Below are 23,862 nucleotides of genomic sequence, written 5' to 3'. Positions count from 1 at the left end.
CCCGAGTCCTCGGCCCCACCGAGCCCTTGGCGCACCCAGAGCCCCCCTCAGCCCCGCGCCGAGGCCCCCGGCGCACCCAGTGTCCCCAAGGACCCCGGCATGCCCAGAAGCCCCAGGACGGCCTCAGCTCGCCTTGAATCCCCGGTGCAGGGCGACCACGCCGCCGGTCAGGTTCCGCCAGGCCACCTTCGACCAGCCGGCCTTCTTCAGGTGCTCGGCCAGCGCGGGCTGGTCGGGCCAGGCGCGGATGGACTCCGCGAGGTAGACGTAGGCGTCGGGGTTGGAGGAGACCGCGCGGGCGACGGGCGGCAGGGCGCGCATCAGGTACTCGGTGTAGACCGTGCGGAAGGGCGCCCAGGTCGGGTGCGAGAACTCGCAGATCACGACCCGGCCGCCGGGCTTGGTCACCCGGTGCATCTCGCGCAGCGCGGCGTCGAAGTCCTGCACGTTGCGCAGCCCGAAGGAGATCGTGACCGCGTCGAAGGTGTCGTCCTTGAAGGGCAGCCTCGTCGCGTCGCCCGCCGTCAGCGGCAGCCACGGGTGGTTCTTCTTGCCGACCCGGAGCATGCCCAGCGAGAAGTCGCAGGGGACGACGTACGCGCCGGTCCTCGCGAACGGCAGGGACGAGGTGGCCGTACCGGCCGCCAGGTCTAGGATCTTCTGCGCGGGCCGGGCGTCGACCGCCTTGGCGACCTCCTTGCGCCACGCCCGGTCCTGGCCGAGCGACAGCACGTCGTTGGTCAGGTCGTACCGTTCCGCCACGTCGTCGAACATCGAGGCGACTTCGTGCGGCTGCTTGTTCAGGGAAGCGCGGGTCACGGGCCCATTCTTGCAGCCCGCCCTCCCGGCACGAGCCGGGGCTTCTTCTTCCCGGCCACGTCCTCCACCCAGCCGCACACCAGCACGAACGCCGCGATCAGCACCCATCCGATCCCGAACATGAACCACTGGCTCTCCAGCGGCAGATACGTCTCGAAGGCGGGCACGTTCCAGAACTGGTCGATCAGGGGTACGGCGAGGATCAAGGCGATCTCGTGCCAGAGGTAGATCGTCACCGCGCGCGCGTTGAAGACCGTCACGACCCGGTCGAGCCTCGGGAAGCGGGTGAGCCACGCGAAGTCGATCCGGAAGTACGCCTTGGCCCACATCAGCAGCATCACGTACCCGGCTGACCAGAAGGCCTGCGCCAGCGGGATCTCGTCGAGGTCGTAGGTGCCGACCTCGCCCTGGTGGGCGAAGGCGTACCAGCCGCCGTAGCCGATCGCGGCCGACGACAGGGCGACCACCAGCGCCGGCCTCAGCCGCTGGAGCACGCCGTCGCGGTGCGCGAAGCCGAGGACCCAGCAGAAGAGGTACGTGGAGAAGTCCCACATCTCGTTGCCGAGCCGCCCGTCGGGGCCGGGCCACACGAGGTTCAGGACCAGGATCGGCGCGAGGGACAGGAAGAGCGCCGGGAGCGGGGCGAGCCGGAACACCTTCAGCAGGAGCGGGGACAGCAGCACGAACCAGAGGTACGTCCGCAGGTACCAGAGGATCTCCCAGGCCTGGACGCCCCACCGGCTGCCCGGCGGGTCACCGAACGGCACGATCCAGTAGACGACGTCCCAGTGCGGTATCCAGCCGTGGACCAGCATCGCCAGGACCACGAAGAAGCCCCAGAACCAGAAGGGGGGCAGCAGCCGTCGGAGGCGGCCGCGCACCACCTTCAGCGGCGGCCGCTGAAGGGACTTCGCCATCAGGGTGCCGGCCAGGCCGAACATGATCCCCATGGAGGGGAAGACCAGGCCGCACCAGGCCCACCCGAAGGTGTGATAGGTGACGACCCGGATCAGGGCGACCGCCCGGAGCGTGTCGAAGTAGCGGTCGCGACCGGCGGAGAGGGCAGGCGGCTTCTCCTCCGCCGCCCCCTCCCCCGGTTCCGGCACGGGCTGGGGTTCCGGCTCCGGCTCCACGACCGGCAGCGGCGCTGTGGCCTGCCCGTGGTCCGGGTACGGCGGCTGCTGGCCCCCGTACCCATAGCCGTAGCCGTACTCATAGTCGTAGTCGTACGCGTAACTCTGTTGGTGGCCGGGATGGGACTCGGACCCGGACTCGTACCCCTGCTGCTCCCAGCTCATCGGCTCGCCCCCGCCGGGGTGCCGACCTCGCCGGTCCGCTTCAGCTTCTGCCAGCGCAGCCGGCCGCCCGTGAGGGCCGTGATGCACGAGTGGATGAGGACGAGGTACATCATCTGCCGGTAGGCCAGCTGCTGGAGCGGCATCATCAGCAGGTAGCGGTACTTCTCCCGGTCCAGCCGGAAGGCGTAGGCCGCGCAGACCAGTTGGACCGCCAGCACCGCGAACCAGGCCAGCAGCGCCGCCTCGAAGTCGATGAAGATCATCGAGTACGCCGTGAAGACGTCGATCAGCGGGGCGAAGACCGGCGTCACGATCTGGAAGATCACCACCAGCGGCATGCCGACCCGCCCGAAGCGGCCCGAAGGCCCCTTGTCCGTGAGGGACTTGCGGTGCTTCCACAGCGCCTGCATGGTCCCGTACGACCACCGGTAGCGCTGCGACCACAGCTGCTTGAGCGAACCCGGCGCCTCCGTCCAGGCCTTGGCGTGCTCCTGGTAGACGACCCGCCAGCCCGCCCGGTGCATGGCGATGGTGATGTCGGTGTCCTCGGCGAGGGTGTCCTCGCTCATCCCGCCGACCTCGAGCACCGCCTCGCGCCGGAACGCGCCGATCGCACCGGGGATCGTCGGCATGCAGCGCAGCAGGTCGTACATGCGGCGGTCCAGGTTGAAGCCCATCACGTACTCGATGTGCTGCCAGGCGCCGATGATCGTGTCGCGGTTGCCGACCTTGGCGTTGCCGGCGACCGCGCCGACCGCGGGGTCGGCGAAGGGCTGCACCAACTGGTGCACGGCGTCCGGCTCGAAGACGGTGTCGCCGTCCATCATCACGACGATGTCGTAACTGGCGCTGCGGACCCCGTGGTTGAGGGCGGCGGGCTTGCCCGCGTTCTCCTGGCGGATGACCCGGACGTTGGTCATGCCGAGTGCGCGGGCGGCGTCGCGGGCGATCTCGGAGGTGCCGTCGGTGGAGCCGTCGTCGACGACGATGATCTCGATCGGATGGGTGCTCCGCGCCAGCGACTTCAGCGTGTTGGCGATGCACTCCTTCTCGTTGTACGCCGGGACGATCACGCTCACCGGCCCGCCGACCGTGGGGCCCCAGCTGAACCGGCGTTTGTTGCGCTGTCTGTAGTGGCGGCGGGCGAGGATCAGCATCATCCCGAACCGGCCCATGACGGCGACCCCGACGACCATGAGGCCGACCGACAGGGTGGGGACGGCGTACTCGGCGACGGCGACGGCCGCGAGCAAGGCCTTGCCCTCGTAGAGGGTCGTGCCGGTGGCCTCGCGGTGGGCGGCCTGGAGGCTGCCCGCGGCACCAGGCCGCTCCCCGTTCACGGCGGCCGGCGCGCCCGCCTGCAGCTGCCCGGTGGCCGTCCGCTCCGCGGCCAGCACCCCGCTGATGGTGGTGAAGGTGTACCCCTTCGCCCGCATCTTCTCGATGTACTCGGGCAGCGCCTTGATCGTCTGCGAGCGCTCGCCGCCGGCGTCGTGGAAGAGCACGGACGCGCCCTTGGACTGGGACGGCGTCGCCCACTTAACGATCTTCGAGACGCCCGGCTTCTTCCAGTCGTCGCTGTCGGTGTCGACGAAGACGCTGGTGTAGCCGTCCGCGCCGAGCTTTTCGTAGACCGGCCAGCTGTAGTTGTCGATGGCGTCCGTCTCCGAGGAGTACGGCGCCCGGAACAGCGTGGTGGTGATGCCGGCCGCGCCCGCGAGCGCCAGCTGGGTCTGCTGCATCTCCCGGTCGACGCGGGCGTCGCTCTGGTAGGAGAGGTCGACGTGGGTGAAGGTGTGGATGCCCACCTCGTTCCCCTGCTCGACCATGTCCTTCACGATGTCCGGGAAGCGCGACACCATCGAGCCGACCACGAAGAACGTGGCGGGCACGTCGTACTTCTCCAGGATCTCCAACACCTGTGGCGTGTACGTCGGGTTGGGGCCGTCGTCGAAGGTCAGCGCGATCGTCTTGTCCGGCACGGAGACGGTCGTGGCCTGTCCGCCGCGGAAGGTCAGGATCGGCCCGCCGTTCAGGATCGTGTCGGGGACCTTGCTGGAGCTGGCCCCGTCGCGGACCCGCTGGTCGCCGCCGACCTCGGCGCGCAGATAGCCGTCGAGCAGCATCACGCTGGTCAGTGCGAGCAGGAGCAGCCCCGCGAGCAGGACGCGGGGCTTCTGGAGCGCCGCGGCCCGGCCCGCCGCCCGGCCGAGCCGGGAGGGGGCGCGGCGGCGGCCTCGGGAGGGAGTCGTCGTCATAACGGTGGCTGCGCTCCGGTCAGTTCGCGGTCGCGGTCGCGGTCGCGGTCGCGGAGTCGGACGGCGTGGGCGCGCCCGAGGGCGGGGCGGGCGGGGAGCCGCTGGGCCGCACGTTGTCGCCGATGCCGCCCTGGGGCTCGGTGCCGGGGCCGGTGCCGTTCTGGGCGCCCGGACCGCCCTGGCCGCCACCGAAGGGCAGCAGCGAGGACGGGGTCGAGGCGCCGATGCCCAGGAAGGCCAGGCCCAGGACGACGGCGTACCCGACACACAGGACGCCGACGAGGAGGCCGATCCGGCGCAGCAGCCTGGAGCGGCGTCCGGAGTTGTCAACGAACACGGGCCCCTCGGCGGACTCGTTGCCGCGGCGTTTGCGACGGCGACCGCGCGGGATGCGGTTTTCGATGGCAGGCTCGGAATGCATTCCCCGGACGTTAGAGAGTCTTTATGTGTCCAAAACCCAGGGATCGTTGTGAGGCGCGTATGAGAAACGCCTTTACCTGTCTCTTCTCTGAGAGGTTGCTGGAAAGCCTGCGCAACTCCGGCGAAGCGGAAAGGCGTCGATTGCCCGCTTTCGGCACCCGAAGAGCCCGATTTGCGGCGCCATGTCCATGGGTTCGCTGTGCGCATTCTGTCCCCGTGGGACTCAGCCCGGTGTGAGACATTTCCACTCGGCCGACACGGTTTGTTTCCGTCCTGAGACAGAGATCACGAGAGCGGGTGCATGCGGAATGCGGCGTTTCCTGAGGCCGGCGGCAGGGCTGGGTTGCTTGTTTGCCCTGGCCACGGCGGGATGTTCGGCCGACACCGACACCACGTCCGACGCGGCACCCACCACGACGTCGGCGCCCCCGACGAACAGCCCCTCCGGCACCTCCTCCGGCACCTCCTCCGGCACCTCCTACGCCCCCTACGTCAGCGCCACCGAAGCCTCCGACAACGACGCGGCCGGCTCGCCGACGACGTACAACCTGGCCTTCGTGATCGCGGACGGCAGCACGTGCACGCCCACCTGGAACGGCACGCACGCCATCGGCGACTCCTCGGTGGCGTCCCGGATCTCGCAGCTCAAGGAGGACGGCGCGAGCGTCCGCGTCTCCTTCGGCGGTGCCTCCGGCAAGGAGCTCGCGGAGAGCTGTGACAGCGCCTCGGAGCTGGCCGAGGCCTACGGCACGGCACTCGACGCGGCCGGCTCCGCCCAGGCCGACTTCGACATCGAGGGTGACACCCTGACGGACACCGAGTCGGTGGAACTGCGGTCCGAGGCGCTCGCGTTGCTCCAGGAGGAACGCGGCGACCTGACGGTGTCGTTCACGCTGCCGGTGATGCCCTCGGGGCTCGACGACGACAGCCTCGCGCTGCTGGAGTCCGCCAACGACAGTTCCGTACAGGTCTCGACGGTCAACATCATGACCATGAACTACAGCGAGTCCTACGACGGGGACATGGGCGGCTACGCGATCGCCTCCGCCAAGGCCACGCACACGCAGCTGATGGACGTCTTCGGCACGTCCGGGGCGACGGCGTGGCGCGCGATGGCGCTGACCTCGATGATCGGGGTCAACGACGTCGACGGCGAGACGTTCACCCTCGCCGACGCGGCCCAAGTCCGGTCCTACGCCGAGGAGAAGGAGATCGCCTGGGTGTCGATGTGGTCGACCTTCCGCGACCAGGAGTGCGGCGCCGACGGCGACGAGCTGACGAACTGCAGCGGGGTGGAGCAGAGTTCGGGCGCCTTCGCGGCGGCGTTCGCGGAGAACTGAGGGGCTCCGGCAGTCGGCACCGAGGGGTCGCTCAGCGCCTGCGGTGGACCAGCCGGCCGGAGCAGACGGTCGCGACGCACTCGCCGTCGTCGTCGAAGACGGCCAGGTCGGCGCGGCCCACTTCCCTGATCGCGGTGGTCTGTGTGCGGGGGAGCACGACCACGTCGTTCCGCTCGGCGGCGGCACGGAGTTCGGGGGTGTCGGCGTACTCCGCGAGGACCGCCACCGCACCCGACTTCAGTACGGCGTGGATGCGTTCCCGTGGGGTCGGGGCGTCCGGGAGCGGCCCCTCGTGGATTCGGGCGGGTCCGAGGACGCCGGGCCAGACGCGGACCCGGGCGCCCGGGAACCGCTCCCGCAGCTCCTCCAGCGTCCCGACCGCGCCGACCCGGTCCCGCCCCACCAGCACGGCGCCGTTCCTGATCGGCTCCGAGGCCCAGGTGCAGCGGACCGCGTCGGCGGCGTGAATGGTCTCCATCGGCGGGCTAGTTGGACGCGAGGATCTTCAGCTCGGGGTGTGCCGTCCCGCCCTCGATGGCCGTCGAGGAGATGTGGGACTGCACGCGCGCGTCGACCGGGTCGTTCGCCGGGTCGTCGTGCACGACGAGGTGCTCGTATGTGGTGGAGCGCTGGGCCGGGACCCGCCCCGCCGTACGGATCATGTCGATCATTTCCTGGAGGTTGGAGCGGTGCTTGGCACCGGCCGCCGAGACGACGTTCTCCTCCAGCATCACCGAGCCGAGGTCGTCCGCGCCGTAGTGCAGCGTCAGCTGGCCCGCGTCCTGGCCGGTGGTCAGCCAAGAGCCCTGGATGTGCGCGATGTTGTCCATGAAGAGCCGGGCGACCGCGATCATCCGCAGGTACTCGAGGATCGTGGCCTGCGTGCGGCCCTTCAGGTGGTTGTTCATCGGCTGGTACAGGTACGGGATGAAGGCCCGGAAGCCGCCCGTCCGGTCCTGGGTGTCCCGGATCATCCGCAGGTGCTCGATGCGCTCGGCGTTGGTCTCGCCGGTGCCCATGAGCATGGTCGACGTCGACTCCACGCCCAGCCGGTGCGCGGTCTCCATGATCTCCAGCCAGCGCTCGCCGGACTCCTTCAGCGGTGCGATGGCCTTGCGGGGGCGCTCGGGCAGCAGCTCGGCGCCCGCGCCCGCGAAGGAGTCGAGCCCGGCGGCGTGGATCCGCTGGATCGCCTCCTCGACGCTCACCTTCGAGATCCGCGCCATGTGCTCGACCTCGGACGCGCCGAGGGAGTGGATCACCAGCTGCGGGAAGGCCTGCTTGATGGCGGCGAAGTGCTCCTCGTAGTACTCCACGCCGTAGTCCGGGTGGTGCCCGCCCTGGAACATGATCTGCGTGCCGCCCAGCTCCACGGTCTCCGCGCAGCGGCGCAGGATGTCGTCGAGGTCGCGGGTCCAGCCCTTGTCCTTGGCCTTCGGCGGGGCGTAGAACGCGCAGAACTTGCACGCCGTCACGCAGACGTTCGTGTAGTTGATGTTCCGCTCGATGATGTACGTCGCGATGTGCTCGGTCCCGGCGTACCGGCGGCGGCGTGCGGCGTCGGCGGCCGCGCCGAGCGCGTGCAGCGGGGCGTCGCGGTAGAGGTCGAGCGCCTCCTCCGGAGTGATCCGCCCACCGGCGGCGGCGCGGTCGAGGACGGACTGAAGGTCGGCCTTCTCGGTCACCGGGGTGTCCCTTTCGTCAAGGGTTGTGGACGGAACCATCGGTATTGGACGGACCCGGCCAGCCTACGCCAGCGTCTTTGCGGCACCGACGTCAGGCCGCGTACGCGCCGATCAGCAGTCCGACGAACGCCCCCGTGATCAGGAACGGTCCGAACGGGATCGCCGTCTTGCGCCCCGCCTTCCGCGCGACGACCAGCGCGCCGCCGTACAGCGCGCCCAGCAGGAACCCGGCGAAGGTGCCCAGCATGACCGTCGGCCAGCCGTACCAGCCGAGCACCGCGCCGAGACCGAGGGCCAGCTTCACGTCGCCGAAGCCCATGCCGGCGGGGTTGATCAGGAACAGCACGAAGAACGCGAGCCCCAGCGCGAGGGCGCCGTAGAGCGCGGTCAGCCATGCGCCGGTGTGCTCGGGCACGAAGGAGACGACGCCCAGCAGCACCGGAGCGGCGCCCGCGAGCGGCAGGGTCAGCGGGTCGGGCAGCCGTTGGACCCGCAGGTCGACGACGGCGAGCAGCACGCCGAGCGGGGCGAGCAGCAGCCAGACGCCGAGCTCGGGCCGGGTGCCGGTGGCGGCGGCGAGGGCGGCGCAGACGACGGCGGTGACGGCGGCGAGGAGGGCGCCCGAAGGGCCGTAGGACGGCGCGCCCTCGCACTGCCGGCAGCGTCCCCGCCCGAGCCACCCCGTGATCGGGTGGCCGGCGGGACAGGTCTCGCGCCAGGCCTCGCCCGCCGGCACGGAGAACCGGAAGGCGGCCCTCGGCAGGAACGCGCCCGCCGCCGCGCCCCAGAGCGCGGCGGCGACGATCAGCGGGAGGGTCATCCCACGGCCGCGACGTTCTCGCGCCACGTCGGCAGCAGCTCGTCGAGGAGTGCCTCGGTGCGCGGCGGCAGTCCGCGGGACCCGCTGCGGGCGATGAGGTCGGCGGCGAGGGCCTGGAGCCGGTCGGTGTCGCCGGTGGCGTGGGTGGCGCGGAGCAGTTCGTGCCAGAGCCGCTCGTCGGCGGGCGCGGAGTTGAGGGCGGCGCCGAGGGCCTCGATGGCCTTCTCCGCGCGGTCCTTGACCAGGTGGAACTCGGAGAGCGCGAGGCCGATGTCCGCGACCAGCAGCGGGAGTTGGGCGTCGACGATCTCGTGGGTGAGCCAGCGGTAGCGCCCCTCGGGCCGGTCGGCGAGGAGTGGGCCGCGCACCAGCACCAGCGCGTCGGTGAGCAGCCGCCCGCGCACGACCCGGCTGTCGACTCCGCGCCCCTGCGTGGCCTCGTGGTAGAGCGAGCGCAGCACGTCCAGGTCGGAGACGACGGACTTGGCGAGGGTGAGCCGCCCGGTCGCGTCGGTCCGCAGCCGCGGGCTGCCGTCGGGGTCGGTGCCGAGCCAGGTGCGGAGCCGGTCCAGGAGCGCCTCGCGGACGTCGTCGGTGACACCGCGCGGCCACAGCGCGGAGGACAGCACGCGCGGGTGGACGCCCTCGCGGTGCAGGAGCAGCAGGGCGAGCGCCTCGTGGAGGAGGGCGCTGCGGTCACCGTCGGGGGTGTCGAGGCCGATGATCTCGTACGGTCCGACGAGCCGCGCGTACACCGCGGGCCGCCCCTGCTCGCTGATGTCGACGAGGAACGGCGGCGTGGTGGTCGGGCCCTGCGGGTCGCGGTCCGGGTCGGAGTCGACGAACAGCTCGACGACCGCGCGCTGGAGGGGCACGGGCAGCAGCTGGGCGTCGAGTTCGAGGCCGAGCAGCGGGGCGAGCAGCTTGCCCTCGCCGGTGATCTCCATCTCCCAGGCGGCGCCGGGCAGATCGCCGCTCTCGGTGCCGACGAGGTAGCCGATGCCGAGCCGGCCGGCGTCGGCGGCGAGCTCGGCGAGCTTCATCGCGTCGTCGGCGGACGGCTCGGCGGCGAGCAGGACGAGATGCGGGGCCCAACGGGTGTGCTGGGCGGGCCCGGTGCGGCCGATGAGCACGGAGTCGTGTCCGGCGGCGCCGAGCGCGCCGCGCCGCTGCCGGGTCTCGGCCTCCATGGTCTCCAGGAGGTCGTCGATGCCGTCGAGGTGGCGCAGCCGGTTGGGCGCGAGCGGGGTGAGATCCTCGCCGAAGCCGACGAGGGTGATGGTCATGCGGTCCGACCAGCCGTTGGTGGCGAGTTCGGCGGCGACGGAGGCGAAGACGGCGGCGCGGTCGGTCTCGCTGCCGCTCAGCGAGACGAGGCCGGGCACGGACTCCAGGTTGAGCAGCAGCCGGGAGTCGTCCATGGTGCCGAGGCTGACCAGGCCCGGGTAGGGGGCCGCGGCGTCGACGTCCTCGTACCGCTCGGCGTCGGTGCGCGCGAGCATCCAGAACGTCTGGTCCTGGCCGAGCTGCCAGGGGGCCGGCGGGTTCCCGGACGGCTGGGCGAGCTGGAGGTGGAGGTCGCCGTTGTTGCCGAGCCAGGTGGCGTAGACGGTGGGCAGGGGGCGGGACTCGGCGGCGAGGGACGCGGCCAGTCCGCGCAGGGAGCGGTCGAGCAGGCGTACGCCCTCGGGGTCGGCGCCGACCAGAAGGGCGTCCTGGGCGTTGGCGGCGTCCCCGGTCGGCGTGGGCGGTTCCATGCCGCGCCGCCCGCTGACGGCACCGAAGGCCGACTGCCACAGGGCCTGTCGGCGGCGCCGTCCGAGGGCTCCGAGGAGACCGGCGGCGAGGAGGGGGGCGCCGACGAGGGCCTCGGGGAGACCGAATCCTGCGTCGGTGGAGCCGGCGTGCGTCTGCTGCTGGTGGCCGGGCTGGTCCGGGGCGGGGCGCTGTTCGGGGAGGAAGGCCTGGCCGGCGCCGGTGCCCCCGCCCTGGGCGTGGCCGCTGCCCCCTCCGGCGTGGTCGCCGCCGGCCTTGGCGTAGTCGTGGAGCTGCTGCTGGGCGGCGGAGCCGCCGGACGTCTCGGGCATCTCGACGAGGTCGCCGCCGCGGGCGTCGCCGGGCATCTCCATGATCCAGCCGGGCCGGATGAGGCTCGCCTCGGACAGCTTGGAGCCGTCGGGCTGCACCCGGTCCTTGTTGAGCTCGAAGATCTCCTTGTACCGGCGTCCGTCGCCGAGGTGCCGCTCGGCGATCTCCCAGAGGGAGTCGTGGTGACGGCCCTCGGGCGGCTGGATCCGGTAGTACTTCGTGTCGCCGGTTCGAGCCGAGCCGCCCCCCGCGTCGGCCTGCGCGGCGGCGTGGGTGGCCTGTTCGGCGAGGGCGGCGGCGGTGCTGGCGGCCTGCTCCTGCTGCTGGGCGAAGAGCCCGCCGCCGGGCGTCTGTTCGGCGGCGGCGACGGTCCCGCGCTGGTTGCCCTCCAGGCTGTGCCCGAGCTGGGACAGCCCGGGGGTGAGGCTCGCGGCGGTGGCTCCGACGAGCAGCAGGGCGGCGACGAGCTGCCGGGCGAGGAGCTGGCTCGGCCCGGCGCCGGGGACGCGGCCGGGGACCCCGATGCCGGAGACGGCGGCCTTTATCTCCACCAGTACACAGGCGGTGAACTGCGCCCAGGCGAACCAGACGATGACGGTCAGGATGTTCAGGAAGGTGCCGGTGGTGATGGGCCTCTGCAGCCAGCCCAGCTCCGGCATCCCGCTGGGCAGGGGCCACCCGACCGCCACGGCCAGCGCACCGGGCACTCCCACCACCAGCACGGCCAGCGCGACGAACGCGAGGAACGCCTTGACGAAGTCCCCGAACGTACGCCGCCGGATCCGCACGGCCTGCGGGGTCCGGTTCCTCGGGGTGGAGGAGGCGGTCGTGTTTCCCGTCGAGCTTGACGAGCTTGAGCTGCGGCGTCGTGCCATGGCGGGCGTCCTGGGGTCGTGTGGCGAGGCTGTGAGGTGAGGGGGTACGGGGGTGCAATGAGACTACAGAGATCTTATGTAAGGAGTCGAAGCCCGGGCAGGGGCCTGTGGACAACCACCGGCCGGGATCCCTGACGACCCGCGCGATATGCCCGAGTCGCAGATGCGGCCCGCCATTCAGTGGGCACTCTTCGCACCACCACGCCTGGCCTTCAAGCTCCCGTCACCCGACCTGGTTCTCCGCCACCGCCTGCCCGTGGACGATCACGTCACCGCCGTAGAACATGCCGATGAACACCGGCGAGTACGTCAACCGCACCTCGACCTGGACCTGTTGGGTGTCGGCGGTCACGCAGTGGGTGCCGGCGATGTCCGCGGCGGACATGTCCATCTCGCGGGCGAAGGCCTTCACGCGGGCGTCGCAGTTCTCGTAGTTGATCGGGGCGTCGCCGCCCTCGTTCTCGTACAGGGCCTCGGTGTCGATGTCCTGGGCCGCGTAACGGGCCGCCTGTTCGGCGATGTCCGCCGCGCGTTCCCGTTTGGAGATGGACAGGCCGCCGTCGATCACGAACGCCGACAGGGACAGGAAGACGAGCGCGAAGATGATGACCGCGCCGGCGCCGGAGCCGCGGTCGTCCAGACGGGACCGGCGGGACTCCAGCCGGCGGAGAAAAGGCGTCAACTTCCTCATCCCGCCTTCCTCTTGAACGGGTCCAGCGGGGACGTGAAGGAACCCGACATCGTGGTTTTGATGTCGAGGCCGAGCATGCCCAGGCCCTTGACCCGGCAGCTGACCTCGACCGTGAAGAGCTCGGCGTCCTCGAAGCCCGCGCTGGTCTTGTCGACCGTCACCGGGCCGACGCAGACGTCGGTCAGGTCGGCCTCGGCCGCCCGCCGCGCCTCGGCCATCGCGTTGCCCACGTCCCACTGGAGCGAGCCCGCGCGGGCCGCGTCGCGGGCGGCGCCGTCGATGGCGCCCCGGCCCTCCACCATCTGCCCGAAGGCGACCAGGACGAGGATGAAGAGGATCATCACCGGGGCGAGGATGACCACCTCGATGGCGGACAGGCCGCGGTCGTCGCCGCGCAGGCGTCGCTCGAAGGACGACATCTAGTTCCCGTCCTCCGTCACGAACCGCTCCACCGGCCCCACCGACTGTGCGTGCACGGTGAGATCGAGCCCCGGGAACACCGACGGGACACGTGCCGTGATCTCCACGCCCACCGTGTTCTGCTCGGGCTGGAGCATCGCCACGTCCGGCGACAGCACCAGGCGCGGACCGAGTTGGCTGATGTAGTCGTCCACCACGTCCCGTGCCTTGCCCCGCCACGCGCCCGGCTCGTCGTGTGCCGTGGCACGCGCCTTGCGGGCGCCGGCCTGGGCGGCCGCCTGGGCCACGTGATCGGCGAAGAAGTACAGCGCGAACTGCACGGTGGCGAAGATCATGAAGAACAGGACGGGGGTGAGCAGCACGAACTCGATCGCGGTCATGCCGGAGTCGCCGCGCGTCATGGCGGCTTCCCGTCGGCGGCGTACCCAGGCCCGCATGTGCTGCACCAGACCCCCGTACCCTCCTCGACCCCCCTGCTTCAGCAGGTGCCCGAAGCCTTGGCGCCGTCGATGCACGTCCCGACCTTCGTCGCACCCTTCTCCAGTGCGGCGTTGATGATCGCTGCCACCACGCCGACGATCGCCACGACGACCGCGGAGATGATGACCCACTCGACGGCGGAGGCACCACGGTCGAGCTCGCCGGAACGGGCGCGCTGCACGCGGCCCTGAAGGAAGGTGACGAGGAAGTCGACTGCCGGAATTCCGGTGTTGAAGTTCCGCTGGTTCATGGTCAGTTGTCCTCTCAAGACGTAAGGGTGGTCGACATCAGACCTGGAAGACCCGCATGGCGGCCGGATAGATCAGGAACACCAGGAAGCCCGCGCACAGCAGCAGCTGGGCGACGAGCATCGACTGGGACTTCTCGCCCGCGCTGCCCTCGATCTCGGCCATCTCGCGGTGCCGCATGGTCTCGGCGCGGGAGGCGAGCGACTCACGGACCTTCGCGCCGTCGTCCGCCACCAGGGCGAGGGAGGCGGAGAGGTCCTTCAGCTCCTCCACGCCCAGTTCCTCGCCGAGCTGGCCCAGCGCCTGCCATTGGCTGATGCCGGTGATACGGGCGTCGGCGAGGGCGTTGCGGATGCGCTGGGTGGCCCAGCCGTCCGAGATCTCGGCCGCCGCCATCAGCGCCTCAGGCAGACCGCGGCCGCCGGCGAGGCTCATGGACACCAGGTCCAGGTAGGCGCCGATCACGCGCCGCAGGTCGCGTCGCTTGGCGGCGGCGTCCCGCCGTACCTCCAGGTCGGGCAGGAAGAAGAACAGGGCCGCGCACAGCAGCGCCAGCCAGACCGGGACGATCGGGCTGTCGGCCAGCGTCAACGCCCAGACCACGGCGAACAGCATCGGGCCGAAGAACAGGCCCACCGTCGCCAGCAGCACCTTCGTCGCCAGGAACTTCTCCCAGCTGCGGTCGAGAACCGCGAGGTCCGCGCGCAGCGAGCGCTGCTCCCAGCCCTGTTGCACGTAGAACTCGGCGACGCGCAGACCGACTTCGGCCCGCAGCGAGCCCAGGCGCCCGGTGTCGGCGGCGGTCCGCGGAGTGTCGTACGACGCTCCGCGCGCCCGCATGGCGTCGATCCGCGCGACCTGCGCGACGGCGCTGCGCTTGGTCGGCATGAGGGCGCGGACCAGGACGTAGATGCCGAGCCCGATGACGGCGCCGACGACGACCGGCATGGTGATGTCACTCATCGGCGTGCCCCCTCTTCCGGAAGCGTCTGTGGGGACGGTGTGCGCGGGCGGACGAACTGGACGTTCGACCCGTCCTTGACCAGGAAGCGTTCGGGGGTCTCGATCGTCGACAGCTTGCGCAGCCACCAGAAGCCGAGGGCGAACAGCCCGCAGACGATGGCGAGGACGACCTGGCCGATCGCGGTGCCGTACGGCTCCACGAACTCCCGGTTGAACACGGACAGTCCGAGCACGAAGGCGACCGACACCGCGACGACGATCTGCACCGAGCGCCGGGTGGAGGCCCGTTGCGCCATCACGCGGTTGCGCATGTCGACCTCTTCGCGCGCCGACTTGGCGAGCGCGCCGAGCACCTGGCGCAGACCGGGGCCGCGGAGGCGGGCGTTGAGGATGAGGGCCGCGACGATGATGTCGGCGGAGGCGTCGTCGATCTCGTCGGCGAGGTGCTGGAGCGCGTCCGGCAGCGGCGTGCGGGCCCGCAACCGGTCGACCAGGGCGTCCAGATGGGGCCGCAGCACCGGGGCCGAGGCGCGCGCGGACGCCGGGATCGCCTGCTCCAGACCCACCGCGCCGGCGATGGTGTCCCGCAGCGACTCGGTCCAGCCGGCCAGCGCCTCCACCCGTTTCATCGCGGCGCGTTCCTCGGCGGCACCGCCGAAGAGGCGGTCCCAGAAGAAGACGAGGACTCCGGCCGCGATCCCGGCCACCGCCCACTGGGTGAGCAGCAGCACGGCCATGCCGATGATGGCGGCGAGCGAACCGCGCTGCCCGGCGAACCGGATCAGTTCGTTCGCCCGCTCGGCGGCCTTCTGCTTCTCGTGCTCGGGCTTGGCGGGCAGTCCGCGCACGGCGATGGCGAACAGCGCGATGCCACCGCCGACGGCGACACCGGAGGCGATCGAGTAGAGGACGGTCGTGGAGAACAGCCCGCCCAGGGATCCGAGCGAGTCCAAAGCCGCGAGATTCATCATCATCCCCACGCTCCCGTGGGCCGGTAGCCCTGTGCGATCAGGTCGTCGACGCAGGCGATGGGCGCGTGCGGCACGATCCGGCCGTCGTGGGCCTCGGCGAACACCTCGCTGGACAGCACGCGGCCGTCCACGCCGTTCACCTCGCGGATGGAGGTGACCATGCGCTGCAGGCGCCCGCCCGTCTGATAGTCGTTGCGCCGCTGGATGAACACGACGAAGTTCACGGCGCCCGCGATCAGCATCTGGCTTGCCTCGATGGGCAGCCGCTCGGAGGCCTGCAACGCGTACGTGGAGATACGGTTGAAGACCTCGCTGGAGCTGTTGGCGTGGATCGTGGACAGCGAGCCGTCGTTGCCCTGCGACATGGCGTTGAGCATGGTCACGATCTCGTCGCCGAGGACCTCACCGACGATGACGCGGGACGGGTTCATACGCAGCGACCGGCGCACCAGCTCCGCCATCGAGATCATGCCCTGCCCTTCGGAGTTGGGCAGCCGCTCCTCGAAGGCGACGACGTTGGGGTGCAGGTCGGCGAAGGTGTCGAGCCCGAGTTCCAGGGCGCGTTCGACGGTGATGAGGCGCTCGTGCGGCGGGATCTCGTTCGCCAGGGCCCGCAGCAGCGTGGTCTTACCGGCGTTGGTCGCGCCCGCGATCATGATGTTCTTGCGGGCCCGCACCGCGCACGCCAGGAAGTGCGCGACCTCCGGGCTCAGCGTGCCGTTGCCGACGAGGTCGGAGATGAAGACCTTGCCCATGCGCGCGCGACGGATGGACAGCGCCGGGCGCCGGGTGACGTCCATGACGGCCGACAGACGCGAGCCGTCGGGGAGCCGGAGGTCGAGCTGGGGGTTGGCGGAGTCGAAGGGCCGGGACGACAGGCCCGAGTACGCGCCGAGCACCTGGATGAGCTCGACGAGCTCCTCGTCGGACTCGGCGACCGGGTCGCCCTTGACCTCGCGGCCGTCGGAGTAGCCGACGAAGACCTGGTCGTACCCGTTGATGTCGATGTTCTCGACCTCGGGGTTGTCCAGCAGCGGCTGGAGCCGCCCGACGCCGAAGAGCGCGGCGTGCACCGCGGCGGCGTACTGCTCCTCGGTCTCCGCGTCCAGAGGGGTGCGCCCGGCGTTGATCTCCGTGCGGGCGTGGTCCTCCAGAATCTGGGCTATGACCGCGCGGGCGTAGTGCCGTTCGTCCTCGGGGGACATGGGGGTGACGCCGGACACCTGGTCCAGGCGCCGCTGCTCGGCGATCCGGTCGCCTGCCTCCTGCCGGAACCGCTTGACCAGTTGATGGTCGACAGCGGTCATCGCCCGGCCCCCGCACGGCCGTTCATGTCGCCGTGCATCTGACCCTGCTGGGCCTGGGTGGGCACGGACCAGGCGGCGCCGTACTGCTGGTAGAGGTCCGAGGCGACCTTGCGGGCACTGCGGATGAGCAGCGACTTGTCGAGCCGTCCGCGCTTGCGACCGGCCAACTGCTCGGCGCCGGCCGGGTCGTCGGCGATGGTGCCCACGACACGGGCGCCGGTCTGGGCGTGCACGAGCATGTCGTTGACCTGGCCGGAGATCTTCGCCGCGTTGTTGGTGTCGGCGACGAGCACGACCCCGATCATCGGGTTGCCCATGGTCGCGACCCCGCGCTGACCGCCGTGCAGCTTGTTGCCGAGGGCGGCGGCCCGGTCCCGGACCCGGGCGATGGCCTCGGGTTCGGTACGGGAGATCAGCAGGACGAGGGCGGCGTGCGGGAACAGCTCCACGGCGGGCGTGTCACCGGCTATCCGGCCGCAGTCGGCTATGACGTCGGCGGCCGCGTTCGGGGACTCGGCGAGCGCGGCGAAGGAGTGCCCGAGGGTCGGCCAGAGCCCGGCGAGACCGGCGGCCTGCTCGGCGTTCCCGAGCCCGACGAGGACTTCGAGGCCACCGCTCAACGGCTGGACGTGGTCCCAGAGTTGGTCCGGTACCAGGCCGCGGCGCGCGGTGGCCGCGATGGAGAGCATGCCGGTGTTCGGGTTGAGCGGCCCGCCGTGCGCGGCGGCACTGCGGTAGACGAGGTCGCCGCCCGCCGGGTCGGTCTCGGCGAGCAGGACACGCCGCGGCCAGACCGCCGCGAGGGCGACGGCCGCGGTGGTGACGCCGGGGGAACCCTTGTCGGCGGCGAGAGCGATGAGCGCCATGGGTCGGGGGCCGCCTTCTAGTTGCTGCTGGGAACGAGGACGAGGGCGACTTCGCCGTTCGCGGCGGCCTGGGCGAGGGCGGCGGCCTGGTCGTTGTCGACGGCGAGCGTGTAGGCGGAGTTGGTGCTGGCGACGAGTTCGTCGCCGCCCTTGACCGGCACGGCGGTCACGACGGCCTTCTCGGCGAGTACGGCGTTGCTGTTGCCGGAGGACGAGGCCGAGCTGTTGCCGGTGGAGCCGCCCTCGGTGACGCGGTAGGCGGCGACGGTGTCGCCCTCCTTGATACCGGCGGGGAACTGGCCGGCCTTGAGGGAGAGGCCTACGAGGGTCTTGCCCTGGGCGGCGGTGACCTTGTCGCCGAACATCTCACCAACCGGCACGGCGCCCTTCGGGATGGCGTCGAGGGCCTTCAGCTTCTTCAGCGTGTCCAGCTGCGACCACTTGATGTAGTGGATGTCGCTGTTCTCCGCGACCAGGACCGACGTCACGTTGCCGTCGGTCACCGAGCCACCCGCCGGGATGGCCTGCGTGACCTTCACGACCTCGATCCGGTCCCCGGCCTGGAGCACGAGCATCGTCGCCCCCAGCGCACCGACCAGGATCAGCAGCACCGCCAACGCGGCCAACGCCGGTTTGCGCTCGCGAGGCGGCGTGGGAAGCCGGTCACCGACCGACGGCTGAGCAGGAGCGGCGGAACGACCCTGACCCGCCCCCGTACGCTCTTGGATCTTCACGCGACTGCTCCCCGTACGCCCAAGAAATTGTCTGCCAAATTCTCTGCAAATTAGGACACTTCACCCGCGTTCGCCCGATCCTTCACGGATAGCCATCGCTGGGGGGAGTGTCAAGCCATGGCACCGTATCAGCCGCACATAAGCCCCTCAAGGCGCGTCCGGAGTCATACGCCTCACCCCGCTCCCCGTTATCCATCTGCAACTTCGGGCGCGCGATGCCCAGTTGTGCGGGAGCCCCAGAAGGGCCGCGGGCTGTGCGGGAGCGAATCAATGACAGCCACCTCGTTCTGCGCGCGGGGAGTTTTTCGTCACGGTCCGCCCATGAGGCCTGCACGATTCGCTCACGAGGGCGGGAATCGCGACCAACCGTCTTCCCCTCGGCGCAGAAGGTTCAGCACCGCGCGACGCCGTTTCGCCGGCACAGACCCCCAGTAGAGTGCCGCGCGTGACGGCAGGCGGGGTACGGGGGCGCACGGCGATGAGGGCGGCAGCGAGGAAGAACGGTGTGATCAGAGCTCGTCTTCTCACCCCGCTCACCCTTCTCGCCCTGCTCGTCACGGCATTCGCAACCGCCACGCCCGCCGCCCGGGCCGCCGCTCCCGCCACGGACGCCCAGGCCGCCTACCTCGCTGCCCAGCTCCGCGCCGACCCGGTCTACGTCACCGACCAACTCCCCCGCGAGATACCGCAGTCCACCGCACGCGACTTCGCGAGACTCGCCCAGCGCACCGGCATGCCGACCTACGTCCTCGTCCTCCCGGCCCGGGCCGCCACCGGCGTGGGCCTGCTCGACGCGGTGCACGACCGCCTCGGCAAGGACGGCCTGTACGTACTGATCGACGAGTCGACGGTCACGGCGGCCGAGGCGTACGGGGTACAGGCCCCGGCGAAGGACGCGGCGACCGTCGCCTTCTACGAGCTCCCCTATGACGCGGGTCCGTTGCGCAGCTTCGAGCGCTTCGCCGACGCCGTCGCGCAGGGCGCCGAGAAGGCCGCGGCCCGCGCGGAGGCGGCACGCGAGAAGTACGCGGAGGGCGACGAGCCGGCCGACCTGTACATCGGCCCGTCCGACCGCGAGGACCAGTCGACCCTCACGGGGATGGCGATCACGGGCGTACCCCTGCTGATGCTGCTGCTGGTTCCCTATGTACGGCGATGGTGGCGCCGCCGCCCCGGAGCGGCCCCCCGCAAGCAGGGCAAGCCGGCGAAGGGGAGGCAGGCGAAGGGCGGGCAGGCGAAGGGGAAGTCTTCCGGAGGCTGGATCCTCCCCGCACTCGCCCTGGCCACCGCCGTAGCGATCACCCTCACCGCCCCCCTCGTCTTCGACCAGACCAGGTCGAGCGCCTCACCCCCACCCCGGGCGATCGACCTCAACGCCCGCCTCGACCGCGTCGCGAAGGGCCTGGCCGAGGACCCGGTGTACGCGGACCCGGAGAGCCCCCGGGTACTGGACACGGCACAGCTGGCACAACTCCACGACCGCATCGAGAAGTTCAGCTCCTCCGAGGGTGGCGGCCCGGCCTTCGTCGCGCTCGTCCCGCAGCTCTACGAGGACGAGTCCCAGGGCGACGAGAAGGCGTTCACGGCGGCGGTCCGCGACAAGCTCGGCGACAAGGACGGCGTCTACATCGTCGCCGATCCGCTGGACGGCCACATCAGCGCCTACAACTACGGCCTGGGCCTGGACACGTACAGCCCCTTCTTCGACCTCCCGGAGTCCCTCTCGTACGGCGACTCCAAGGCGGACGAGACGGACGACCACCTCGTGGGCGAACGTCTCGACGACCTGATGGTCATCCTCGACAAGACCGCCCGCACGGACGAGCCGACCACCCCCGGCGACCCGTACCCGGCCACGGACCCGATCGCCGAGGACGAGCTGCGGCCGCTCTACTACGGTGAGTTCTGGTCGGGCCTGTTCCTGGGCGTCCTCGCCGCGTTCCTGTTCTTCGGCCTCGCGGCGGCCGTCCTGGGCATCGTCCGCGTGCTGCTGAGGCGCCGCCATCCGGAACCGCTCCCGGCCTCGGTCCTGCCCCAGGTCTCCCCGGCGGCGCCGTCGTTGTCGTATCTGCGCGAGACGGCGAAGACCGAGACCCGCGCCATGACCACCGCCTACGGCACCGGCGAGACCGCGGACACCCGCGCCCGGAACCGCTACGACGCGACGATGCTGCTCGCGGACCAGGGCGTCGACGACCTCGGTCCCGCACCCCTCGTCGCACTCATCGTCCTCGCCCGGGCCACCCGCGCGGCCCTCGCCGGCGACACAACGACCCGCTGCTGCGGCGTGAACCCCCTGCACGGCCCGGCGAGGTCCAGCCGCCACGTACGGGTGTCGACGGACGGCAACCGCCGCAAGATGCTCCCGCTCTGCGACCGCTGCCTCAACGACACGGCCCCGAACGACCATCCCGCCCTGCTCCTGACGCTGCCTGGCCCGGACGACGAGTCGGAACGCACCCCGTACTACGAGGACGACCTGCTCTCCGCCGCCCCCGAGGGCTTCACCAAGCTCGGCCGCAAGGTGCGGGAGTCGTCAGTCGTCCACTGACGCGGGGACCGGCACCCTCGTCACCGACCGCCGTCGTCGTCCGCGGGGCCGTCCGGCTCAGCGGGGTACGCGACGAACGTTCCCTTGGCGGGGAGGGTGACGACGAGGCCGCGTTCGCGGAGCTCGCGGATGGCCCGGCGAGCGGTCAGATAGGCAACGCCGTACTCGGAGCCGAGATCCCGCTCGCCGGGCAGCCGCGCCCCCGGTCGCAGCTCTCCGGACGCGATGCGGGCAGCGATGTGGTCAGCCACCTGCATATAGACGTACGCGATCTTGTTGGGGTCGATCGGTGAATCGCCTCTGTCTGCTGCCATAACCACCACCGTAAAACAGCCCTGAGCTGCAGCGATGGACGCATTGCTGCGCACTGCTATGCACTGACATGCGCAGCAATGTAGGCTGATCGACGGAAATCGAAGACCCCGGCGACGGGTGGAGCCGTCCCGGGGCATGGCCAACGCTAACCAGGAGCGCCGACATGCTGGACCTTATCGTCCGGGCCCTCGCCTGGGTCCTGACCCTCTGTACCCCGCGCCCGAGGGGCCGCCACCGCCTCGGCGCCCTGCCACCCCTGCGCTACATCCCGACCCCGCCCGCCTCCCACCTCCAACGCGCACGCCGCCGGGCCGCCTACCTGGCCACCCTCGGTATCGACGTAGGCCCGACCCATATCCACGGCGTACGACTCCCGGCGGCCACCCGATGACCCGCCCGGCGCTCCGCATGTGCGCCCGCTGCGAACGCGTCACGGAGGAACCGGTCCTGGTGCACGAGGTCCACGCCCCGACGGGCCCCGGCTTCAACGTGTACGCGTGCCAGGAATGCGCCATGCACTACCCGCCCCCGACGGACGTACTCGACATCCTCGACAGCGCCGACCGCCGCTCGCGCCTCACCCTGCGCGTCTACACGCTCGACGCCGAAGGCACGGTGACCGAGGACCGGGGCAAGCGCGAGATCCTGGCGGGCGGACGGGCGGCGCCACTGCCGCGCACGTCGGCGTATCCCCCGTGCGCGTGCCCGAGATGCAGAACCCGGCGATAGCAAAGCGAAACGCCATCGACGCCGCGACACCCTCGGACGCCCCTCCCTCAACGCGTCCGAGGGCGTCGCCCGTTCGGCACGATCAGGACACGGGTCACATACCCATACGCCCGGATCGCCCCCATTTACTGCGAAGTTCGCTCTGGCGAAAGCAGGAACCTCACCGATAGCGTCGGATCACTTGACTGAACTGATGTCTCACGGGGAGTTCATAGTGAAGCGCCGCTCTTTGCCCGTTGCTGCCGCTCTGACAGCAACGGCAGCCCTGCTGTTGACGGCCTGCGGCAGCGGAGACGACAAGGCCAGCGACAACGACAAGATCGCCGGCGCCGGTCAGGGCTCGGAGTCACCGAAGGCCTCCGCTTCGGCCTCGGGAGCACCGGCGGAGGACAAGCCGGACGGGGTGGATGTGTCGCTGCCGAAAGACCTGACCATGGTCTTCGACTGGGACAAGCCGCAGGACAAGAACGAGGCGGCCGCGATGGATGACGCCGCGAACTTCCTTCGCGCCATCTACCACGGCATCGACAAGCGTTCGACCAAGGAAGCGGCGTTGGCCACGTACGCCACAGGCGACGGGCTCCACTACGGCGAGGTGCAGATCAAGGCCTGGATCAAGGGCGGTTGGACGGCGACCGGCACGGAACGCCACTACGACGTCAGCACCCGGTCCACCACGAACGACCAGGCTGTGGAGGTGGCGTTCTGCGTGGACTCGAGCAAGTTCTATGGCAAGGAGATCAAGACGGGGAAGGTCCTGAAGACCGAGCCCAGCCTCGCGGATTTCGACTACTTCAAGATCGTCATGGTCAAGTACCCCACAGCCGACGACCTGTGGCAGGCATCCAAGGTCTACGTGCAGACGAAGGCGGCGAAGTGCCAGTGAGCGGATCGCGACGCGTTCTGATCGGCACCGGAGCTCTGACGCTGGCTCTCGGCGTTCTCGTCCTCACGGAACCGGCATACGCGGCAGGACCGACGGGCAAGGACCAGGGCGCCAGCACGGAGAAGTCGGGTGGCAGCGACGGCACCGGCATCTACGCCGCCGCAAAGATCCAGTACTCCGGCTCCGTAGCCAAGAACGGCGGCACCGGCAACGTGACGTCCGCCGACGTCAACTGGACGCCCCCACCCTGCTGGTACGCCCCCTACCTCGGCGCCAAGGACTTCAAGAAGAAGATGTCCGAGTCGATCGACAGCGCCATGAACACCCCCGGCATGGGCGGAACCGCGGGCGCGGCGATCGGTGAGCTGCAACGGCACTACGAGGACGAGTACGGCTGGACCGACACCCCCGGCTACAAGGACTACAACGTCGACAAGGACGGCGAGGGCATGTTCTGGGCCGGCGTCGAGAACCCCGACGAGCCCGACCTGCTGAAGCGCAGCTCCTGCAACGACATTCCCTTCTGGGTCGACAACGGCGAAGCCCCGCCACCCCAGTACGAGGAAGCGATCACCCCGGAGATACTCGCCGCCCTCGCCTACCAGCACATGGAGTTGCCCGACACCAAGGTCACCCTCGCCCCCGAAGCGACGACCAAGGTGAACCTCCCCACCTGGGCCTGGCTCGACAAGGCCGTCTTCGACGAGGTCCACGCCACAGCGGCCCTGAACGTCCCCGGCTTCAACATCCAGGCCACCACCACCGCGAAACCGGTGTCCCTGAAGCTGGAACCGGGCACGGCCGACGCCACGACCTACCCCGCATCCGGCGAGTGCACCATCAACGCCGACGGCTCCATCGGCGAGCCCTACGCCAAGGGCAAGGCCGACCAGACGCCGCCCTGCGGCCTCAAATACCTCCGCTCCTCCGGCGACAGCACCTACAAACTCCGCGCCACCATCACCTGGGACATCGCCTGGACCGGCACAGGCGGCGCCGGCGGCGACCTTCCCAACGGCACCTTCGGCAACGAACAAGCCGTCACCGTCCAGGAAATCCAGGCCGTCAACCGCTGAATGCCCGGCGTAGCCTGACCGG

24 protein-coding genes are annotated in these 23,862 nt (G+C 70.5%); 6 read left to right on the top strand and 18 right to left on the bottom strand.

The annotated features are described in order from the left end of the window. Nucleotides 1–123: 123 nt before the first annotated feature. Genes ACZ56U_RS33230 through ACZ56U_RS33215 form a run of 4 tightly spaced genes read right to left on the bottom strand, consistent with a single transcriptional unit; the run spans nt 124 to nt 4,796 of the window. On the bottom strand, nt 124–819 hold the full coding sequence (locus tag ACZ56U_RS33230) for a demethylmenaquinone methyltransferase (protein WP_469087637.1): 696 nt from the start codon (nt 817–819) through the stop codon (nt 124–126). After that, entirely contained in the window at nt 816–2,117 is a 1,302-nt protein-coding gene (locus ACZ56U_RS33225; RefSeq protein WP_469087636.1) for an acyltransferase family protein, read from the bottom strand. The genes ACZ56U_RS33230 and ACZ56U_RS33225 overlap by 4 nt, the downstream gene beginning before the upstream one ends. Then, nucleotides 2,114–4,375 (bottom strand): bifunctional polysaccharide deacetylase/glycosyltransferase family 2 protein, encoded by a 2,262-nt coding sequence (locus ACZ56U_RS33220; protein WP_469087635.1) that lies wholly within the window; start codon nt 4,373–4,375, stop codon nt 2,114–2,116. The genes ACZ56U_RS33225 and ACZ56U_RS33220 overlap by 4 nt, the downstream gene beginning before the upstream one ends. A 19-nt stretch (nt 4,376–4,394) precedes the next feature. Next, nucleotides 4,395–4,796, bottom strand: a complete 402-nt coding sequence (locus ACZ56U_RS33215; protein WP_469087634.1) for a hypothetical protein — start codon at nt 4,794–4,796, stop codon at nt 4,395–4,397. 307 nt (nt 4,797–5,103) lie between these two features. Here ACZ56U_RS33215 and ACZ56U_RS33210 point away from each other — a divergent pair, with 307 nt between their 5' ends. Continuing rightward, nucleotides 5,104–6,135 (top strand): chitinase, encoded by a 1,032-nt coding sequence (locus ACZ56U_RS33210; RefSeq protein ID WP_469087633.1) that lies wholly within the window; start codon nt 5,104–5,106, stop codon nt 6,133–6,135. 31 nt (nt 6,136–6,166) lie between these two features. Here ACZ56U_RS33210 and ACZ56U_RS33205 read toward each other — a convergent pair whose 3' ends face one another. The 13 genes from ACZ56U_RS33205 to ACZ56U_RS33145 all read right to left on the bottom strand — a co-directional run bounded on the left by ACZ56U_RS33205 (nt 6,167) and on the right by ACZ56U_RS33145 (nt 18,283). After that, nucleotides 6,167–6,613, bottom strand: coding sequence for an imidazolonepropionase-like domain-containing protein (locus tag ACZ56U_RS33205; protein WP_469087632.1), 447 nt, complete (start codon nt 6,611–6,613; stop codon nt 6,167–6,169). A gap of 7 nt (nt 6,614–6,620) precedes the next feature. Continuing rightward, complete coding sequence (mqnC, locus tag ACZ56U_RS33200; RefSeq protein ID WP_391239898.1) at nt 6,621–7,820, bottom strand: cyclic dehypoxanthinyl futalosine synthase; 1,200 nt, start codon at nt 7,818–7,820, stop codon at nt 6,621–6,623. A 91-nt stretch (nt 7,821–7,911) separates the two neighbouring features. Further along, nucleotides 7,912–8,640: a prepilin peptidase gene (locus ACZ56U_RS33195; RefSeq protein ID WP_469087631.1), complete on the bottom strand. Its 729-nt coding sequence runs from the start codon at nt 8,638–8,640 to the stop codon at nt 7,912–7,914. Then, nucleotides 8,637–11,603 (bottom strand): BTAD domain-containing putative transcriptional regulator, encoded by a 2,967-nt coding sequence (locus ACZ56U_RS33190; protein WP_469087630.1) that lies wholly within the window; start codon nt 11,601–11,603, stop codon nt 8,637–8,639. The genes ACZ56U_RS33195 and ACZ56U_RS33190 overlap by 4 nt, the downstream gene beginning before the upstream one ends. A 223-nt stretch (nt 11,604–11,826) precedes the next feature. Next, complete coding sequence (locus tag ACZ56U_RS33185; protein WP_469087629.1) at nt 11,827–12,294, bottom strand: Tad domain-containing protein; 468 nt, start codon at nt 12,292–12,294, stop codon at nt 11,827–11,829. Further along, nucleotides 12,291–12,713 carry a TadE/TadG family type IV pilus assembly protein gene (locus ACZ56U_RS33180; protein ID WP_469087628.1) on the bottom strand — a complete coding sequence of 141 codons (423 nt, stop codon included), beginning with the start codon at nt 12,711–12,713 and terminating at the stop codon, nt 12,291–12,293. Before ACZ56U_RS33180 ends, ACZ56U_RS33185 begins: the two co-directional genes overlap by 4 nt. Next, nucleotides 12,714–13,151: a TadE/TadG family type IV pilus assembly protein gene (locus ACZ56U_RS33175; RefSeq protein WP_391239911.1), complete on the bottom strand. Its 438-nt coding sequence runs from the start codon at nt 13,149–13,151 to the stop codon at nt 12,714–12,716. A gap of 41 nt (nt 13,152–13,192) precedes the next feature. Then, nucleotides 13,193–13,444 carry a hypothetical protein gene (locus ACZ56U_RS33170; protein ID WP_361532167.1) on the bottom strand — a complete coding sequence of 84 codons (252 nt, stop codon included), beginning with the start codon at nt 13,442–13,444 and terminating at the stop codon, nt 13,193–13,195. 37 nt (nt 13,445–13,481) lie between these two features. Beyond that, the gene (locus ACZ56U_RS33165) at nt 13,482–14,405 is read right to left on the bottom strand and encodes a type II secretion system F family protein (protein WP_469087627.1); all 924 of its coding nucleotides are present in this window, start codon (nt 14,403–14,405) and stop codon (nt 13,482–13,484) included. Continuing rightward, nucleotides 14,402–15,373: a type II secretion system F family protein gene (locus tag ACZ56U_RS33160; protein ID WP_469087702.1), complete on the bottom strand. Its 972-nt coding sequence runs from the start codon at nt 15,371–15,373 to the stop codon at nt 14,402–14,404. Before ACZ56U_RS33160 ends, ACZ56U_RS33165 begins: the two co-directional genes overlap by 4 nt. A 2-nt stretch (nt 15,374–15,375) precedes the next feature. Beyond that, on the bottom strand, nt 15,376–16,683 hold the full coding sequence (locus ACZ56U_RS33155; RefSeq protein ID WP_469087626.1) for a CpaF family protein: 1,308 nt from the start codon (nt 16,681–16,683) through the stop codon (nt 15,376–15,378). Further along, the gene (locus ACZ56U_RS33150) at nt 16,680–17,549 is read right to left on the bottom strand and encodes a hypothetical protein (RefSeq protein WP_469087625.1); all 870 of its coding nucleotides are present in this window, start codon (nt 17,547–17,549) and stop codon (nt 16,680–16,682) included. The genes ACZ56U_RS33155 and ACZ56U_RS33150 overlap by 4 nt, the downstream gene beginning before the upstream one ends. A gap of 17 nt (nt 17,550–17,566) precedes the next feature. Next, the gene (locus ACZ56U_RS33145; RefSeq protein ID WP_469087624.1) at nt 17,567–18,283 is read right to left on the bottom strand and encodes a hypothetical protein; all 717 of its coding nucleotides are present in this window, start codon (nt 18,281–18,283) and stop codon (nt 17,567–17,569) included. A gap of 505 nt (nt 18,284–18,788) precedes the next feature. Here ACZ56U_RS33145 and ACZ56U_RS33140 point away from each other — a divergent pair. Then, complete coding sequence (locus ACZ56U_RS33140; RefSeq protein ID WP_469087623.1) at nt 18,789–20,834, top strand: hypothetical protein; 2,046 nt, start codon at nt 18,789–18,791, stop codon at nt 20,832–20,834. 20 nt (nt 20,835–20,854) lie between these two features. On the opposite strand, the gene ACZ56U_RS33135 is transcribed toward ACZ56U_RS33140, so the two are convergent. Then, nucleotides 20,855–21,148: a winged helix-turn-helix domain-containing protein gene (locus ACZ56U_RS33135; protein WP_469087622.1), complete on the bottom strand. Its 294-nt coding sequence runs from the start codon at nt 21,146–21,148 to the stop codon at nt 20,855–20,857. Between the two features lie 164 nt (nt 21,149–21,312). Here ACZ56U_RS33135 and ACZ56U_RS33130 point away from each other — a divergent pair, with 164 nt between their 5' ends. The 4 genes from ACZ56U_RS33130 to ACZ56U_RS33115 all read left to right on the top strand — a co-directional run bounded on the left by ACZ56U_RS33130 (nt 21,313) and on the right by ACZ56U_RS33115 (nt 23,840). Next, nucleotides 21,313–21,540, top strand: coding sequence for a hypothetical protein (locus tag ACZ56U_RS33130; protein WP_469087621.1), 228 nt, complete (start codon nt 21,313–21,315; stop codon nt 21,538–21,540). Continuing rightward, nucleotides 21,537–21,878: a hypothetical protein gene (locus tag ACZ56U_RS33125; RefSeq protein ID WP_469087620.1), complete on the top strand. Its 342-nt coding sequence runs from the start codon at nt 21,537–21,539 to the stop codon at nt 21,876–21,878. The genes ACZ56U_RS33130 and ACZ56U_RS33125 overlap by 4 nt, the downstream gene beginning before the upstream one ends. A 214-nt stretch (nt 21,879–22,092) precedes the next feature. Next, complete coding sequence (locus ACZ56U_RS33120; RefSeq protein WP_469087701.1) at nt 22,093–22,764, top strand: hypothetical protein; 672 nt, start codon at nt 22,093–22,095, stop codon at nt 22,762–22,764. Then, complete coding sequence (locus ACZ56U_RS33115) at nt 22,755–23,840, top strand: hypothetical protein (RefSeq protein ID WP_469087619.1); 1,086 nt, start codon at nt 22,755–22,757, stop codon at nt 23,838–23,840. Before ACZ56U_RS33120 ends, ACZ56U_RS33115 begins: the two co-directional genes overlap by 10 nt. Nucleotides 23,841–23,862: the final 22 nt, after the last annotated feature.

This window comes from Streptomyces sp. NPDC034103, assembly GCF_055575395.1.
The sequence above is the reverse complement of the archived record's forward strand: the minus strand, read 5'-3'. Positions and strand labels throughout refer to the sequence as shown.